This is a genomic window from Variovorax sp. 350MFTsu5.1 (genome assembly GCF_048302515.1).
GTDB lineage: Bacteria > Pseudomonadota > Gammaproteobacteria > Burkholderiales > Burkholderiaceae_C > Variovorax > Variovorax guangxiensis.
In genome coordinates this window covers 61806-78056 of the sequence record NZ_CP157620.1, presented here as the reverse complement: position 1 = coordinate 78056, position 16251 = coordinate 61806, and the positions used below count along the sequence as shown (strand labels likewise).

Sequence of the window (16251 nt, the reverse complement as noted above, 5' to 3'; positions counted from 1 at the left end):
CGTCAGGCCGGCCACTTCTCTTTACCAGCTACTTTCAAGGAGCAACACGATGAGCCAGAAATTCCAGGTCACGGGCATGAGCTGCGGCCACTGCGCGAACGCAGTGCAGAACGCGGTGCAAACGGTGGATCCCGAAGCGCAGGTCACGGTCGATCTGGAAACGGGCCATGTCGACGTGCTGAGCGAGCAGCCGCGCAAGGACATCGTGGCCGCGATCGAGAACGCGGGGTATGCGGTTCAATGACGATGAGCCAGGTTTCCATCGGCGAAGCCGCGCAGCGCTCGGGCGTGTCGGCCCGCATGGTCCGCCACTACGAGAGCCTGGGCCTGCTGCCGGCGGTGGCGCGCACCGAAAGCGGCTATCGCCAGTACGGCGAGGCCGACATCCACACGCTGCGCTTCATCAAGCGCTCGCGCGACCTCGGCTTCTCGATGGAGGAAATCGCCGAATTGGTCGGGCTGTGGAACAACCGGCGCCGCGCCAGCTCGAGCGTGAAGCGCATCGCCGAGAAGCACCTTGGCGAACTGGAGCAGCGCATCGCCGACATGCAGTCCATGCGCAGCACGCTGGCGCACCTGGTGCACTGCTGCCACGGGGACGCGCGCCCCGAATGCCCGATCCTCGACGACCTGGCGAATTAGGTACCCCCCAGGCTTCGCGCACTTCGTGTCGCTTCGCCTACCCCCTCGCCGGGGGCAACACCTGTGGCCCGGCGAAGCCGGTTCCATGGTGTTCCTGGAACAAGTCCTTCAAGCGCCGCGCACCAAGGACAAGACCTTGCCCGCATCCAGCGTGCGGGCCTTTTCCTGGATCGCCGGCAGGTACTGCGTCTGCAGGCTCTGCCCTTCCTTCACCACGCCCGAGAACGCGTCCTTCAGCATCTGCGCCGAGAGCGTGCGGCCACCGGCGTAATAGCGTTTTGCCACGTGTCCCAGCGCGTAGGTCGACGCGAAGCTCATCCCCGAGCTCACCGCCTGGTTGCCGAGGCCGCGCAGCAGGCCGCCGCCGACCTTGCCGAGCAAGCCGCCGAGCAGCTTGCGCCCGGCCTGCTCCAGGTACTGCGAGGTAAGGCCAACGCCGACGGTCGCGAGGAAATCCTTGATGTGTCCGCTGTCCAGCTGGTAGCCGTAGGCCTGGCCGATGCGGTAGACCAGCTTCATCTGCAGCGGAATGATCGCCATGGTCGATAGCGTCTCGGGCAGCAGCTCGAGCGCGCCGTTGAGGATGGAGGCGTTGAGGATCGACTTGTCCAGCTCCGCCGTGTCGGGACTCTTCGGCGCTGCAGGCACCGATGCGGCCGCCGCAGTGGCGGCCACCGGCACCGCGGCGATTTCCTCCGCCTGCTGCGAGAACGCGGCCGCCGAGGCGTCCAGGCCCAGCGAGGTGCGCACGTCCGCCAGGAACATCCGCTCCGCCTCCGACTGCGTGCCGTCCGCGTCGCAGACGCACACCGCCATTTCGTAGGCGAGCTGCCTCGCTTCCGGACTCTTGAGCTCGCCCGCCACCGACGCCAGCGACACCCGCTTCATCAGCACGTCCTGGTAGAGCGTCGGCAGGTTCAGCCCGTCGGCCTGCGACAGGCCTTCCGCGATGCGCTTGATCTCGGCGCGCTCGCGCTCGTGCTTCTCGCCGTCCACGAAGGCGGCCAGCAGGCTCAGGGTAACGATCGACTTTGTTTCAGAAGGTGTCATGTTCGATATTTCCGCAATTTCAATGATCCGGTGGGGTCGTGGCTGCGGTCCGAAGGTTCCGTCGGGCGTTCTCCCCACAAACCTTGGGCAACTCTGTGGATAACGTCGGCACTTCTGTGTAGGGGTCTTGCAAGTCGTTGATTTCAAATGGAAATCTACGGTTTGCACAAATTTTCAGCAATGAATTTCTCCGGGCGAAAACCGTCTTTCGCAGATTTCTGAAGTGCCGTCAAAGGACAAGTCTGGGGACATTTCTTGAACAAGGCATGGTTTATCCACAGGCCCGAAGGGTTACCCAATGTTGTCCATGTCGCGGGTACAAACCGGAAGCGCGGCTGCACACAGTGACAGCGGCATGACAAGTGCTTGTCGCATAACGAAAAAAAGGGCATGTCCACAGAGGGGGGCGACCCTTATCTACTACTACTAATTTGAATAAGAAAAACAAGAAGACAAGAAGAGGAAAAGCCGCGCCCGAAAAAAACGCCGCGAATGGCCGCGCCGGTCCCGGAAGCCGGGGGCGAACCGGCCCTCCCGGCCGGTCCTCCCCTCGGTAACATCCGTGGATGAGCTTCAAACCCCGGATCCTGATCGCCGAAGACGAGTCGGGCATCGCCGACACGCTGCAATACGTCCTGAAAAGCGACGGATTCATCCCTGTCTGGTGCGCCACGGCCGAGGAAGCGATCGCCCAGTTCGCGCAGGAACCACCGGCGCTGGCAATCCTGGACATCGGACTGCCCGATCTCAACGGTTTCGAGCTCTTCAAGCGCCTGCAGGCGCTCAACCAGTCCATGGGAGGACCGGAGGTGCCCATGGTGTTCCTCACGGCCCGCAGCGACGAAATAGACCGCGTGGTGGGCCTCGAACTGGGCGCCGACGACTACATCGCCAAGCCCTTTTCTCCAAGGGAACTGGTCGCGCGCGTGCGGACCATCCTGCGACGCAGTGCCAGGAGCGGCTCAGGCACCCCCCAAGGCGCCGCGGGCACGAATCACGTGGGGGGGCATCAGACAGCCGCGAACGGCGCTCCTGCGGGCTCCCAGGCCCCCGTATCGCCCTTCGCACTGGATACCGAGCGCATGCAGATCCGCTACTACGGCCGGCTGCTCGAACTCTCGCGCTATGAATACGGCCTGCTGAGACTCCTGGTGCAGCGCCCCGGCCGCGTCTTCACGCGCGATGAAATGCTCGAACTCGTCTGGGACGACTCCAGCGACAGCTTCGACCGCACCGTCGACGCCCACATCAAGACCCTGCGCGCCAAGCTCAAGGCGATCGCGCCGGAAGTGGAGCCGATCCGCACGCTGCGCGGCACCGGCTACGCGCTGAACGAAGAACTGCCCGCCAAGGCGTCGTGACACGGCGCACGCGCATCTTCATCGGGATCCTGCTGATCTACACGGCGGGCATCGCCTTCCTTCTCTATCGCGTCGTCTCCGATATCGATCCCCGCTATCGCGAATCCGCCGAGGAATCGCTGGTAGAAACCTCGCAGCTCGTGGCCAGCCTGGTCGAGCAGGACGTGATCGCCGGCGCCATCAACACCGCGCGGCTGGAGCCTTTGTTCCGCACCGTCTACGCGCGCGAGTTCTCGGCGCAGATCTACAACCTGCACAAGAGCCGCGTCGAATTGCGCGTGTACGTCACCGACCGCAACGGCCGCGTCATGTTCGACTCGCTCGGCAGGCATCTCGGCGCCGACTATTCGAAGTGGAGCGACGTGAGCCGCACGCTCGCCGGCCTTTACGGCGCGCGCACGTCGCGCGACGTCGACGGCGATCCGCGCACCTCGGTCATGTACGTGGGCGCGCCGATCCGCTGGAACAACGAGATCGTCGGCATGGTCAGCGTCGGCAAGCCGGTGCAAAGCTTCGGCCAGTTCGTGGAAGACGCGCGCGGGCGCACCATCTGGGTCGGCGTGGGTTCGGCGCTCGCGCTGCTGCTGCTCACCTTGATCGTCTCGGTCTGGCTGGTGCGGCCCTTCGGCCTGATCCGCGACTACTGGACCTGGGTGCGCGCACAGCGCAGCCTGAGCCTTTCACGCATGGTGAGGCGCGCTATCGACGGCGTGCGCACAGGTTTCAGCGAAATGCGCGACGCGCTCACCGGCCGCAACTACGTGGCCGACTACGTCCAGACCTTCACGCACGAAGTGAAGAGCCCGCTCTCCGCCATCCGCGGTGCGGCCGAGCTGCTGCAGGAGCCGTCGATGCCGCACGCCGAGCGCGAACGGTTCCTGAAGAACATCGAGCGCGAGACCCAACGCATCCAGGAAATCGTCGACCGCATGATGGAGCTCACCGCGCTGGAGACCCGGCGCGCGCTCGACCGCACGGAGCCGGTGTCGCTCGCCGCGCTGATCGAAGACATCGCCGCGAGCGCGCAGCCTGCGGCCGCGAAGCGCAACATCAGGCTGCTCGTGAACATCCGCAACGAAGCCCGCACCGAAGGCGACCCCTTCCTGCTGCGCCGCGCCATCAGCAACCTGCTCGACAACGCCATCGACTTCTCGCCGCTGGACAGCGAGGTGCTGCTCACCCTCGAAACCACTTCCAAGCTGGCCCGCGTGAGCGTGCGCGACCATGGCCCCGGCATTCCGGATTACGCGCAGGAAAAAGTCTTCGAGAAGTTCTATTCGCTCGCCAGGCCGCACAGCCAGAAGAAGAGCACCGGGCTGGGCCTTGCCTTCGTCAAGGAGATCGCGGCCTTGCACCATGGCCGCATCGACCTGGGCAACGCATCGCGCGGCGGGGCGGTGGCTACGCTGACGTTGCCGTTGTCGTCATCGCATCACTGAGGAAAGCTGGTCCGCGCCGATCAGCGCGCAATAGGCTTCGCGCGTCTGCGGGCTCACCGCGCGCAGTGCCTGCAGGTACTGCGTCTGGTGCTGCCCGATCATGCGCGCCGACGCCACCGTCTTCGATCGGCAATACCAGTGGCAGGTGTGCTGCAGCAGGAACAACTCGGCCGACATCATGTAGGCCTTGGACTTGGGTGTGCGGCCTGCTTCGTTGCGCATCACGCCGGCGATGCCGCGTGCGTGGATGAGCAACGCCTGGCGCATGTCGAAGGCCGCCGACGGAAAGAACTGGGTGAAGAGCGGAATGGCCACGGGCAGCTTGCTCACGCGGGTGACGGGTTCGGGCATGCGCGAGAACTCGGCTGCGAAGCCATCGATCTGGCCGGAGAGTTTTTCTTCTGTGCTGTCCAGGATCTGCCAGATCTGGCGGCGGCGCTCGGCGTCGTCCTCGCCGAGGCAGCGCATGTAGCCGGATGTGAGGCTCTCCATCAGTTTTTCGATCTGATAGCGGCCGAGGTGGCTCGCCAGCAGGGCGATGCGCAGGCGTTGTTCCCTGGACTTGAGGATGTAGAAGCCGGCGGCGACGAGGGCCACCAGGGTGAGGATTTCCATGGATGCGGGAGAAGGAGAAAAAGGAAAAGGCGGGAAGCGGTACCGAGTGTAGGCACCGCGAACCCGCCTTCGCTTCCGGTTTCTCGAAGAAGTCCGGCTACCGGAAGAAATCGAGGATCCGGTTGCGTTCCTCCGGCGGGGGCGGCGCACCGACGGGCGCGCCGGTGAGCTGCTCGACCGGCGGCGGCAGCGTGTCGCTGCTCTCCAGGCCCAGGCTCGCCACGTTGTGGCCCGGCGTGAAATCGTCGAAGTACCATTCGCCGTCGATGCTCACCACGCCGGCGGGCTGGGCCGGCAGCGTCACCGGCACGCCCTGCAGCGCGGTCTGCATGTAGCCGGTCCAGATCGGCAGGCTCAGGCTGCCGCCGGTCTCGCCGCGCACGCCGAGCTGGCGCGGCGTGTCGTAGCCGACCCATGCGATGCCGACCATCGTCGGCTGGAAGCCGGCGAACCAGGTGTCGAAGGAATCGTTGGTGGTGCCGGTCTTGCCGTAGAGGTCGTCGCGCTTGAGTGCCTGGTAGGCCTTGAAGCCGGTGCCGTTTCGCACCACGCTCTGCAGCAGCGAATCCATGATGAAGGCGTTGCGCTGCGGGATGGCGCGGCGCGATTCGTCGAGCACCGGCGGCTCGGTCTCCATGATGACCTTGTCGCGCAGGTCGGTGACGCGCGTGACGAGGTAGGGATTGACGCGGTAGCCGCCGTTGGCGAACACCGAGTAGCCCACCGCCATCTGCATCGGCGTGACCGAGCCCGCGCCCAGACCCATCGGCAGGTTGGCGGGCTGCTTGTCCTTGTCGAAGCCGAACCTGGTGACCCAGTCCTGCGCATAGGGAGTGCCGATGGACTGCAGCACGCGCAGCGTGACGAGGTTCTTCGACTTCATCAGCGCGTTGCGCAGCGGCATCGGGCCTTCGTAGGTGCCCTCGAAGTTCTTGGGTTCCCAGGCCTGGCCGCCGTTGGCACTGGCGTCGAAGTACAGCGGCGCGTCGTTCACCACGGTGGCGGGCGTGAAGCCCTTCTCGAGCGCGGCCGAGTAGATGAAGGGCTTGAAGCTCGAACCCGGCTGGCGCCAGGCCTGCGTCACGTGGTTGAACTTGTTCTTGCCGTAGTCGAAGCCGCCCACCAGCGCCTTGATGGCGCCGCTGCGCGGATCCATGCCGATGAAGGCGCCCTCCACCTCGGGCAGCTGGGTGATTTCCCAGGTGTTCTTCGGCGTCTTCGCCACGCGGATGACCGCGCCGCGGCGGATCTTGATATTGGGCGGCGCTTTCGCGGCAAGGCCCGACTGCGCCGGTTTCAAACCATCGCCCGTGATCTGGATGGTTTCGCCGTTCGCGCGCACCGCGCTGATTTCCTTCGCGCTCGCATCGAGCACCACGGCCGCGATCACGTCGCCGTTGTCGGGATGCTCGGCCAGCGCGTCGTCCACCGCTTCGTCGATTTCCTTCTGCTCGCTCGGCAGGTCGACGAACTTCTCGGGCCCGCGGTAAGGCTGGCGGCGTTCGTAGTCCATGATGCCCTTGCGCAGCGACCTGTACGCCGCAGCCTGGTCGGCAGCCACGATGGAGGTGTAGACCTTCATGCCGCTGGTGTAGATGCTGTCGCCGTACTGCGCGTACATCATCTGGCGCACCGTCTCGGCAACGTACTCGGCATGCAGCCGGTTGGGGTCGGCCGCATCGCGCAGGTGCAGCTCTTCCTTCTTCGCGGCCGCCGCCTGCTCGGCGGTGATGAAGCCGGTCTCCTGCATGCGGTCGATCACGTACAGCTGGCGCGCTCGCGCGCGGCGCGGGTTGGCCACCGGGTTGTTCGCACCGGGCGCCTTCGGCAGGCCGGCGAGCATCGCGGCCTCGGCGATGGTGATGTTCTGCAGCGGCTTGCCGAAGTAGGTTTCGGCCGCGGCGGCGAAACCGTAGGCGCGGTTGCCGAGGTAGATCTGGTTCAGGTAGATCTCGAGGATCTGGTCCTTCGTGAGCTGCTGCTCCAGCCGCATGGCCAGCAGGATCTCGTAGGTCTTGCGGCTCATGGTCCGCTCGGATGTCAGGTACACGTTGCGCGCCACCTGCATGGTGATGGTCGAGGCACCCTGCTTGCGGCCGCCCTTCAGGCTGGCGACCGCCGCACGCAGGAAGCCCTTGTAGTCCACGCCGCCGTGGTCGTAGAAGCGCGCGTCCTCCACGGCCAGCACGGCGTCCTTCATCACCTTGGGAATGTTGGCGAAAGGCGTGAGGTTGCGGCGCTCCTCACCGAACTCGCCGATCAGCTGGCCTTCGGTCGAGTACACGCGAAGCGGCAGCTTGGGACGGTAGTCGGAAAGCTCCGAGACGTCGGGCAGCTTCGGATAGATGGTGACGACCGCGACGATGGCCGCGACCAGCACCACCAGCGCGCCGGAGCCGACACCGATGGCGCCCCAGCCGGCGATGCGCTTCCAGTCGAGGCGGGAATCGCGCGGCGCCGCGCCGTCGTCGCCGGGGGCCTTGGAGTTTGAGCGTTTGAACATGGGAAATGCCTGTTTGGCTAGCGAAAGGGTTGGAGCCGCGGCGCGCCTGCGCGTTCCGGCTCCCGGAGCTCGAACGTGCCTTGCCGCGCAGCACGCTGCGCGCAATGCATCGCGTCGAAGTACTTGTCGTGGTCGAAGGCGATAAGAAGAAGATCCACCCCGGCGTCGAGGGCACGGACGGTGGCGTCGCAAAGACCGCGGTTGTAGGCCGCGGCCATCGTGAGATCGTCGGTGACGAGCAGGCCCTGGTAGCCCCATTCGCCTCGGATCACCCGCTGTACGATTTTGCGCGAGAAAGAGACTGGATAAGCGGCGTCGAGTTCCTCAAGGATGACATGGCCCAGCATGATGGCCGCATCCGAATGTTTCGATACGTCTTGAAACGGCTTCCAGTCGTGCGCCGCAAGCCGGGCGACCGGCGTGCGCAGTTCGGCGGCGAAATGGTGGGTGTCCTCGGTCACGCCGGCCAGGCCGGGAAAGTGCTTGAGCGTGCCTCGCACGCCTGCCGATTCGAGGCCCAGTTCGTAAGCGAGCGCCACCTGCGCGGTGACCGCCGGGTCGGCCGAGATGGCGCGTTCGTCGATGCGGGTGTGGAAGTCCCAGGGGCCCGGCGCACGGCCGGTGCGCAGGTCCACCACCGGGCTGAAGTTGAGCGTGACGCCCAGCGCGGCGAGGGCCCTGCCCTGTTGCGCGCCGTAGGCATGGGCGCGCTGGGCGAGTTCGTCTTCTGGCAGATCGGCATCGAGAAGCGAGGCGAGCGCGGGCTGGCGTTCGATCAATGGGGACAGGCGGGAGACAGCGCCGCCTTCCTGGTCGGTCGCGACGACCAGCGGCGGCAGGCCGGCCGAACGGCGCAGCGCCTGCAGGCCCGCGATCTCGTCGCGCAGTTCTTCGGCCGTGCGGCCCCTGACATTGCGGCCGGTGACGAAGATGCCGCCGATCAGCCCCTTGCGTGCCAGTTCGCGCAGATCCCTCGCGTCGTCATAGCCGACGATGAAATGCGCACCCACCGCCTGCGCGAGCGGGCCCTCCATCGCATTCACCTTGGCGCGATGCTGGCGCGACATCGCTTCGTTGCACAGCGCCGTGAGCAGGGCTGCGAATGCCAGTCCCAGTGCCACGGGCCGCAGCCTGCCTCGTGCGTAGCGCCATGCGAGCGCGATGCCCGCAAGAAGAAAAGCCAGCAGCAGCGGCAGTTCCCAGGCACGCATGAAGCGCAGGTGCGGGTCCTTCAGGTGCCAGGCCCAGAACCACAGCACGGCCAGCGCCAGCCAGCCCGATGCACCAGCGATGACCCGCAGCAGCCTCATGCGGCCGTCTGCGCCTCGGGCACTGCCACGGGCGCGGCTTCGCTGCGGCGCGAGAGCGCGTACCAGTCGACCTTGCGCGTCACGAGCATCAAGGTGGCCAGCATGCCGAAGATCAGCAGCGCGCCCAGCAGCAGCGCATTGCTTTCCGAAGCCAGCAGGCCGTAGAGCGCGCCATACAGCAGCGCCACGAACGCGCCGAACGAGAGGCCGCGCTGCCAGCCGCCGAGCACCGCGCTGAAGTACACGGCCAGCAGCGCGACGCTTGCCGAGGCGGCGCCCGCGTACGCCATCCAGAAGGCGAACTTCTCGGACAGCGCCAGCAGCAGCAGGAAGAAGAGCGCGATCGACAGGCCCACCAGGCCGTACTGGATCGGATGCAGGCGCAGCTTGCGGAACAACTCGAACATGAAGGCGGCCATCAGCACCAGGCCGATGAAGAGCACGCCGTACTTGCCCGCGCGCGTGCTCATCGAATAGACGTTGATGGGCTGAGCGAGCGATACGTCGAAGGTCTGCAAAGGGCCCAGGTTGCGACGTGCCGGGACAGCGGGGGCAGCCGTCGCTGCCACGTCGGCGCTGCTGGCCACATCCACTGCGCCGCCACGGCCCGAGAGGCCTGCGCGAACCTGTTCGCGCGCCGAGGTCACGAGCGAGGAAACGCGCCAGTGGGCATCGAAGCCCTGCGGCGTCACGCTGCGCTGGGCCGCGAGAAAGCGGCCGCCGAAGCTGGGGTGTGCCCAGGGCGAGCTCAGGTGCGCGGTCGTTTCTTCGGCGATGGGTGCGATGGCGAGCGTGTCCTGTCCGACCAGGCCCAGCTTCATCTCGAAGGGAATCGGCGTGCCGGCCTGCCACGCGGCGAGCGCGGCGCCGGTGACGGGGGCATGGATGCCGTTGGCGAACCAGGCATCGTCATCCAGGCCGGGCACGCGCTGCCTGAAGCGCAGGGCTTCGCTGCCCATGGTCATGGTCGGCGAGCCATCGAGGCCGCGCAGGTCGCTCACGTTGAAGGCGATGAGCGGGGCCTTGAATTCGATCTTCGAGTCGGTCTCGCTGTGCGACACGGCCTTCGGGTCGAAGGCGGCAAAGCCGCCGCTGAGCGTGGCGTCGAGCGTGTAGAAGGGAATCCTGAAGATGCCGCGATAGCGTTCCTGCGGCGCCATCGTGCCCTCGATGTGCAGCTTGTCGGGGAACACCACGTGGGCCATTTCCTTGCTGCGCGGTTCCTGGCCGATCACCTTGCCTTGCGCGTTGCGCAGCGGTTCCATCCAGCGCTCCACGTAGGGCACCAGCAGCAGCGGGCCGACCATGGTCTGGCGCCCGGCGTAGGTGGCGGCGAGTTCGCTGGCCGCCTCTCGCTGGCTCTCGCCGCGTGCGCGGTTGATCGAATCGATCTCTCCCAGCGGAATGCACAGCAGCAGCAGCAGGAACAGCAGGCCGGCGACCTTGGCCAGCATGGAACTCATCACGACCCTGAGCAACTGAAGCATTTTTTCTCTCCTCGTCTGTAGCGGTGGCCGCGATGCTCGCCGCGCGACCCGAAGGCCGTGTGAAGGGCCCGGGCCGCCTCGCTTCACACAGACTTCACACAGCGGATGCGGGCTGTCGGCGACTTCAAGACGCCTTCCAACTGGCTTCTCGCGCGCTGGAGAAAGTTGCGGCCGTGCAAGTTCGCACGGACAAGGACCCCCGCCATGGATGCCCAAACCACCCCACGTCCCGGCCGCTGGCTCTGGCTCGCCACCGTGAGCCTGGCGACCGCGGGCTTCATCGCCATGGGCGTGCGCCCGGCGCACGCTCAGGAAGCGCCCGCCGGTCCGCGCCTGAAGACCGAGAGCCCCTATTTCTTCGTAAAGAGCGACGACCCTTCGGTCGACCGCCTGCCGCTCAAGGGCACCGAGGTCTCGGTGAAGATCTCGGGCGTGATTGCCGATGTGACGGTCACGCAGACCTACCGCAACGAAGGCCAGCGCGCCATCGAGGCGAAGTACGTGTTCCCCGGCTCGACCAAGGCCGCGGTGAGCGGCCTCAACGTACGGCTGGCCGACCGGCTCATCACCGCGCAGATCCGCGAGAAGCAGCAGGCGCAGATCGAGTACGACACGGCCAAGAAGGAAGGCAAGACCGCCGCGCTGCTCGAGCAGCACCTGCCCAACGTGTTCCAGATGAACGTCGCCAACATCCTGCCGGGCGACGACGTGAAGGTGGAGCTGCGCTACACCGAGCTGCTGGTGCCGCAGTCGGGCAACTACCAGTTCGTGTTCCCGACCGTGGTCGGCCCGCGCTACAACTCGCCGCAATCGGAGAACGCGCAGGCCAAGTGGGTCGCGCAGCCCACGCTGCCCGCGGGCACCGCCGCCGGCACCAGCTTCAGGCTCAAGGCCATCATCGACACGCCGATGGGCATCAAGGAGATCCGCTCGGCCACGCACACCATCGACGTGAAGAAGAGCGACGAGGACCAGCACGCCGACATCGCACTCGCCGCCGACGGCCGTCCCGCCGACAACCGCGACTTCGTGCTCGACTACCGCCTCGCAGGCGAGAAGATCGAATCGGGCCTGATGCTCTACAAGGGCCAGGGGGAGAACGCCGAGAACTTCTTCCTCGCCATGGTCGAGCCGCCCAAGGCCGTGGCCGCCAGCGCGATCTCGCCGCGCGACTACATCTTCGTGGTCGACATCTCGGGCTCGATGCACGGCTTTCCGCTCGACACCGCGAAGACGGTGCTCGAACGCCTGATCGGCGGCCTGCGCCCGAGCGATACCTTCAACGTGCTGCTCTTTTCCGGCAGCAACAAGATGCTGTCGCCCAGATCGGTGCCGGCCACGCGCGCCAACATCGAGCAGGCGCTGGCCACCATCAAGAACTACAGCGGCAGCGGAAGCACCGAGCTCATTCCGGCGCTCAAGCGCGTGTATGCAGAACCCAAGGAAGAGAACGTGTCGCGCACCGTGGTAGTGGTGACCGACGGCTACGTGACGGTCGAGCGCGAAGCCTTCGAGCTGGTGCGCAACAACCTGTCGAAGGCCAACGTGTTCGCCTTCGGCATCGGCTCCTCGGTCAACCGCAGCCTGATGGAAGGCATTGCGCGCGCCGGCATGGGCGAGCCCTTCATCATCACCGACCCGGTCCAGGCCCCCGAGCAGGCCGCGCGCTTCCGCCGCATGGTCGAGTCGCCGGTGCTCACGAACGTGAAGGCCACCTTCGGCGGCCTCGATGTGTACGACGTGGAGCCGCAGGCGCTGCCCGACGTGCTGGGCGAGCGCCCGGTGATCGTGTTCGGCAAGTGGCGCGGCGAGGCAAAAGGCCGCGTGATCATCGAAGGCCAGGGCGCCAGCGGCCCCTACCGCCAGGAAGTGCGCATCGATGGCAGCACCCGCCAGGACACGGCCGCGCTGCGCACGCTGTGGGCGCGCCACCGCATCCAGAGCCTGAGCGACCAGGAGACGCTGGAAGGCGGCACGGCCCTGAAGGACCGCATCACCGAGCTGGGCCTGAGGTACAGCCTGCTCACCCAATACACGAGCTTCATCGCCGTCGACAAGGTGGTGCGCAACGTGGCGCCGCAGGACAGCGTGGACGTGAACCAGCCGCTGCCCCTGCCGCAAGGCGTGAGCGAGCTGGCGCTCGGCGCCGAGGTGCCGAGCACGCCCGAGCCCGAATCGCTGGGTGCCATCGTCGTGGTGCTGTCGATGCTCGCCATGCTGCGCCGCCGCGCGCGCCGCAACGACGCGCGCCGCTTCACCGCCTGACTTGTCCATAAGAAAGAAAAGAATGTCTTTGGCAATGCTTGCCCACCGCCATCCGCGCATCGTGGACTGGGGCATCCACATCGACCGCACGCCGGCTGCCGGCTGGATCGGCCTGCAGTTCATCGCGCTGATGCCCACCTGGGTCTGGATGGCCCAGCGCATGCGCGACGGCTCCGACGATCCGTTGGGCCTGTTGGCGCTGGTCGCGCTCGCGGCGCTGGCCTGGAGCCGCCGGCGCGAGTTGCGCGCGTCGCCCCGGCTGGGCTGGCTCGCGCTGGCCGGCGCGGGCACCGTGCTCGCGACGCTGATGCGCACGGGGCTCGGCCTCATGCCCGCGCTGCCGCCGCTCGCGGCCGGGCTGGTCGCGGTGCTGGCGCTGGCCTGCGGGCTGCTGGCCTTCCTGCCGCGCAAGGTAGCGGCACTGCCGGTGGCCGGCCTCGCGGTGCTCGCGCTGCCGCTGCTCTCCTCGCTGCAGTTCTATGCGGGCTACCCGCTGCGCGTGGTGACGGCCGAGGTCAGCCGCTGGCTGCTGTCGCCGGGCTTCGAGGTGGCGCGCGAAGGCGCGAGCCTTGCGGTCGACGGCCGCCTCGTGATCGTCGATGCGCCCTGCTCGGGCGTGCAGATGGTGTGGCTGGGCTACTTCACGGCCTGCGCGGTCGCGCTGTGGGCATCGCGCAGCGGCCGGGACTTCATGGCGCGGCTGCCGATGGTCGGCCTGCTGGTGCTTGCCGGGAACATCGTGCGCAATAGCGTGCTGATCGCCTTCGAGGGCGCCGGCCATCCGCTCGCCCCGTGGGCGCACAACACGCTGGGCCTCGTGGTGCTGGCGGTGGTCTGCGGCTCCATCGCCCGGCTGATGGTGCCCGCACGTCCCGAGCCCGAAGCCGCCGAACTGCCCATTCCAGGCCTGATCACCACCCACGGAGGCCGCCATGTCGACACCGTTCTTTGAGCGCTGGTTCGCAAACCATTTCATCAACCGCATCGGCCACAAGACCGCTTTCGCGCTGGCGATGCTGCTGTGCATGCTGTGGTCGGCCACGGCGGCCCTGCGCACGCCGGCCGAACCGATGGCACCCGCCGTCGTGTCGCACGAATGGCCCAGCGAATGGGACGGCGCCGCGCTGCGCCCGCTGGCGCTCAGCGACGTGGAGCAGCGTTTCGCGGACCGCTTCCCCGGCGCCATCGGCCGCATGACCGACGGCACCCAGACGCTGGTGATGCGCGAGGTCAGCCAGCCCACGCGCATGCTGCATCCGGCCGCCGACTGCTACCGCGCACTGGGCTACCGCATCGAGCAGGCGCGCCTGGAGCGCGACGCGCGCGAGCGCATGTGGCGCTGTTTTGTTGCTCAACGGCACGGAGCGCAAAAAATCCGCGTCTGCGAGCGCATCGTCGACGCCCGGGGCACGGCTTTCACTGACACTTCAAGCTGGTACTGGGCAGCAGCCAGCGGCCAATCGCATGGGCCGTGGCAAGCTGTCACCGTAGCGAGACCGATCTGAGAAACCTGCCTGTGAAGAAGACCCTGCGATTCGTGCTCTATGGCCTGCTGGCCCTGGTCATTACGGCCTGTGTAGCTATCTTTTTGATAGTCAAGCTGGCGCTCGCGCCGGCGGCCGGCGAATGGAGCACCACGGTGAAGGCGGGGCCGCTGAATTTCGAGATCGGCGTGCCGACGGCGGTGCGCGTGGCCACCTCGACATGGTTCGCGCCGTATCTCGACGGCCGCTCGTTCGGCACCCGATTCGGCACCGTGCGCTTCGCTTGGAAGCCGGCCGGCGAACTGCTGGAAATGCAGTGCGCGCCCTGCAGCGCCGAGGTGCCGGCGCTGGGCACCCAGCCGATCCGCGTCGATCGCCTGGTCGCCACGGTGAAGCGCGACGGCAACACGCTCAACGGCACCTTCGAGGCCACGCCGCAGAGCAACGACGCGAGCCAGCTCCAAGGCCACTGGGACGGCAGGCTTATGCCGAAGAACATCCACCTCAACGCCAGCGTGCAGGACGCGCCCATCGCCCGCTGGTACGCGGTGCTGGTGCCCGCCCTGCCGGAGCTGCAGCGCGCGCGCATCGGCGGCACGCTGGCGCTGCGCGGCCAGCTCGTGCTGCCCGAAGCCACCTTCGCGGTGCAGCCGGCCATCAGCCAGTTCACCGTGGAAGGGCTGGGCACCGAGGCCATGCTGGGCGCGCGCACCAGCTGCGGCCCCTCGGCGAAGCTGGCCAACGACAGCTGGCTGGCGCGCGCCGTCATCGCCGCCGAAGACCAGCGCTTCTTCACCCATGGCGGCTACGACCTCACGGAAATCCTCGCCTCCATCGACAACAACCAGAAGCCCGGCCAGACGCGGCGCGGCGGCAGCACGCTCACGCAACAGCTCGCCAAGCTGCTGGTGACGGGCAGCGACCGCACGGCCGAGCGCAAGCTGCGCGAGCTGCTCTACGCGGTCGAGATGGAGCAGACGCTGGGCAAGGCCCGCATCCTGCAGCTGTACCTGGACAACGCGCCCTGGGGCGGCAATCTCTGCGGCGCCGAGGCTGCGGCCAGGCGCTACTTCAAGCGCAGCGCGCGCACGCTGGAGCCGGCACAGGCCGTGTGGCTCGCCGCCATGCTGCACAAGCCGCAGGCCGTGCTCGAGCAATGGCGCCGCGACGGCCAGATCGACGCCGACCGCGTCAAATGGATCGCCGAAGGCATCCGCGGAATCAGCCGCAACCAGCGCGAGGCCCTGCTCAAGAGCGTGGCCGCGGCGAAATTCATGGCGCCGGAGGCCGCAACGCAATGACGAACACAGCCGTGCTGGGCGCCACCGATATCGAAGCCATCGAACGCGCCACCATCGCGGCGGTGTCGCCTGACCTGACCGAGGAAATCGACGGCTGGCTGCTGCCTTTCGCCAGCGGCACCGTCAAGCGCGCCAAGTCGGCCGTGCCGCTGCATCGCGGCGCGGTCGAGGCCGCCACGCTCGACCGCATCGAGGACCGCTACGACAGCCGCAAGGCCGCGCCCGCGCTGCGGCTTGCCGACGCATCCTGCTTCGACAGCCTGCGCGCCGAGCTGGAGCGCAGGCACTACATGGCCGACAGCCCCACCTGCGTGCAGATCGGCTCGGTGCAGCGCATGCGGCAGGTGGCCGCGCCGGGCGGCGCATTGGCCGACGTCGACCGCGCGCCCGACAACGCCTGGTCGGCCCTGTTCCTCGGCGAGGGCTTCGACCCCGTGGACGGCGCCCATCGCGTGCGCATGCTCTCGCGCGCCAAGGGCACGCTCTACGCCAGCGTGCGCGAGGGCGGCCGCACCGTGGCCGCCGGCGCGATGGCCTTCGGCCACGGCTGGGCCAGCGTGCACGGCATGCGCACCGACCAGGCGCAGCGCGGCCGGGGCCTCGCGGGGCGCGTGCTGGCCGGGCTGGCGCAGGCCGCGTCGGAGCGGGGCTTCGAGCGCGTGTTCCTGCAGGTCGATGCGAACAACCAGGCGGCGCTGTCGCTGTACCGCCGCGCCGGCTTCGGGACGCAGTGGAAATACAGCTACTGGCAGCGCCAGCAATGGCCCTGAAGCTGCAGGCCGCACGAGCCGTCG

Annotated in this window: 14 protein-coding genes; 9 read left to right on the top strand and 5 right to left on the bottom strand. The window is 67.3% G+C overall.

Annotated elements, in window-relative coordinates:
- The first annotated feature begins 49 nt into the window (after positions 1–49).
- Together ABL843_RS00235 and cueR are read left to right on the top strand one after the other, a co-directional pair.
- A complete protein-coding gene (locus ABL843_RS00235) occupies positions 50–244 on the top strand; it encodes a heavy-metal-associated domain-containing protein (protein WP_126020754.1) in 195 nt (64 codons plus the stop codon).
- Positions 241–642 carry a Cu(I)-responsive transcriptional regulator gene (gene cueR, locus ABL843_RS00230; protein WP_369660200.1) on the top strand — a complete coding sequence of 134 codons (402 nt, stop codon included), beginning with the start codon at positions 241–243 and terminating at the stop codon, positions 640–642. Before ABL843_RS00235 ends, cueR begins: the two co-directional genes overlap by 4 nt.
- Positions 643–750: 108 nt before the next feature.
- Here cueR and ABL843_RS00225 read toward each other — a convergent pair whose 3' ends face one another.
- Entirely contained in the window at positions 751–1692 is a 942-nt protein-coding gene (locus tag ABL843_RS00225) for a YcjF family protein (RefSeq protein ID WP_126020758.1), read from the bottom strand.
- Between the two features lie 566 nt (positions 1693–2258).
- Between ABL843_RS00225 and creB the strand changes: the two genes are divergently transcribed.
- Together creB and creC are read left to right on the top strand one after the other, a co-directional pair.
- The gene (gene creB, locus ABL843_RS00220; RefSeq protein ID WP_418118593.1) at positions 2259–3053 is read left to right on the top strand and encodes a two-component system response regulator CreB; all 795 of its coding nucleotides are present in this window, start codon (positions 2259–2261) and stop codon (positions 3051–3053) included.
- Complete coding sequence (creC, locus tag ABL843_RS00215; protein WP_126020762.1) at positions 3050–4492, top strand: two-component system sensor histidine kinase CreC; 1443 nt, start codon at positions 3050–3052, stop codon at positions 4490–4492. The genes creB and creC overlap by 4 nt, the downstream gene beginning before the upstream one ends.
- On the opposite strand, the gene ABL843_RS00210 is transcribed toward creC, so the two are convergent.
- From ABL843_RS00210 to creD, 4 genes are all read right to left on the bottom strand, one after another.
- Positions 4478–5107 carry a hypothetical protein gene (locus ABL843_RS00210; RefSeq protein WP_418118592.1) on the bottom strand — a complete coding sequence of 210 codons (630 nt, stop codon included), beginning with the start codon at positions 5105–5107 and terminating at the stop codon, positions 4478–4480. The two genes, creC and ABL843_RS00210, sit on opposite strands and share 15 nt — an antisense overlap.
- Positions 5108–5204: 97 nt before the next feature.
- The gene (locus tag ABL843_RS00205; protein ID WP_418118591.1) at positions 5205–7610 is read right to left on the bottom strand and encodes a penicillin-binding protein 1A; all 2406 of its coding nucleotides are present in this window, start codon (positions 7608–7610) and stop codon (positions 5205–5207) included.
- Positions 7611–7627: 17 nt separating this feature from the next.
- Complete coding sequence (locus ABL843_RS00200) at positions 7628–8869, bottom strand: glycoside hydrolase family 3 N-terminal domain-containing protein (protein ID WP_418118590.1); 1242 nt, start codon at positions 8867–8869, stop codon at positions 7628–7630.
- Positions 8870–8916: 47 nt separating this feature from the next.
- The gene (gene creD, locus ABL843_RS00195; RefSeq protein WP_418118589.1) at positions 8917–10407 is read right to left on the bottom strand and encodes a cell envelope integrity protein CreD; all 1491 of its coding nucleotides are present in this window, start codon (positions 10405–10407) and stop codon (positions 8917–8919) included.
- Between the two features lie 204 nt (positions 10408–10611).
- Here creD and ABL843_RS00190 point away from each other — a divergent pair, with 204 nt between their 5' ends.
- The 5 genes from ABL843_RS00190 to ABL843_RS00170 are packed head-to-tail and all read left to right on the top strand — an operon-like array spanning position 10612 to position 16227.
- Positions 10612–12672: a VIT and vWA domain-containing protein gene (locus ABL843_RS00190; protein ID WP_418118588.1), complete on the top strand. Its 2061-nt coding sequence runs from the start codon at positions 10612–10614 to the stop codon at positions 12670–12672.
- A gap of 22 nt (positions 12673–12694) precedes the next feature.
- A complete protein-coding gene (gene xrtQ, locus ABL843_RS00185) occupies positions 12695–13624 on the top strand; it encodes an exosortase Q (protein ID WP_418118587.1) in 930 nt (309 codons plus the stop codon).
- On the top strand, positions 13605–14177 hold the full coding sequence (locus ABL843_RS00180; RefSeq protein WP_418118586.1) for a hypothetical protein: 573 nt from the start codon (positions 13605–13607) through the stop codon (positions 14175–14177). Before xrtQ ends, ABL843_RS00180 begins: the two co-directional genes overlap by 20 nt.
- Before the next feature lie 11 nt (positions 14178–14188).
- The gene (locus ABL843_RS00175; protein WP_418118585.1) at positions 14189–15457 is read left to right on the top strand and encodes a biosynthetic peptidoglycan transglycosylase; all 1269 of its coding nucleotides are present in this window, start codon (positions 14189–14191) and stop codon (positions 15455–15457) included.
- A complete protein-coding gene (locus ABL843_RS00170) occupies positions 15454–16227 on the top strand; it encodes a GNAT family N-acetyltransferase (protein ID WP_126020782.1) in 774 nt (257 codons plus the stop codon). The genes ABL843_RS00175 and ABL843_RS00170 overlap by 4 nt, the downstream gene beginning before the upstream one ends.
- Positions 16228–16251: the final 24 nt, after the last annotated feature.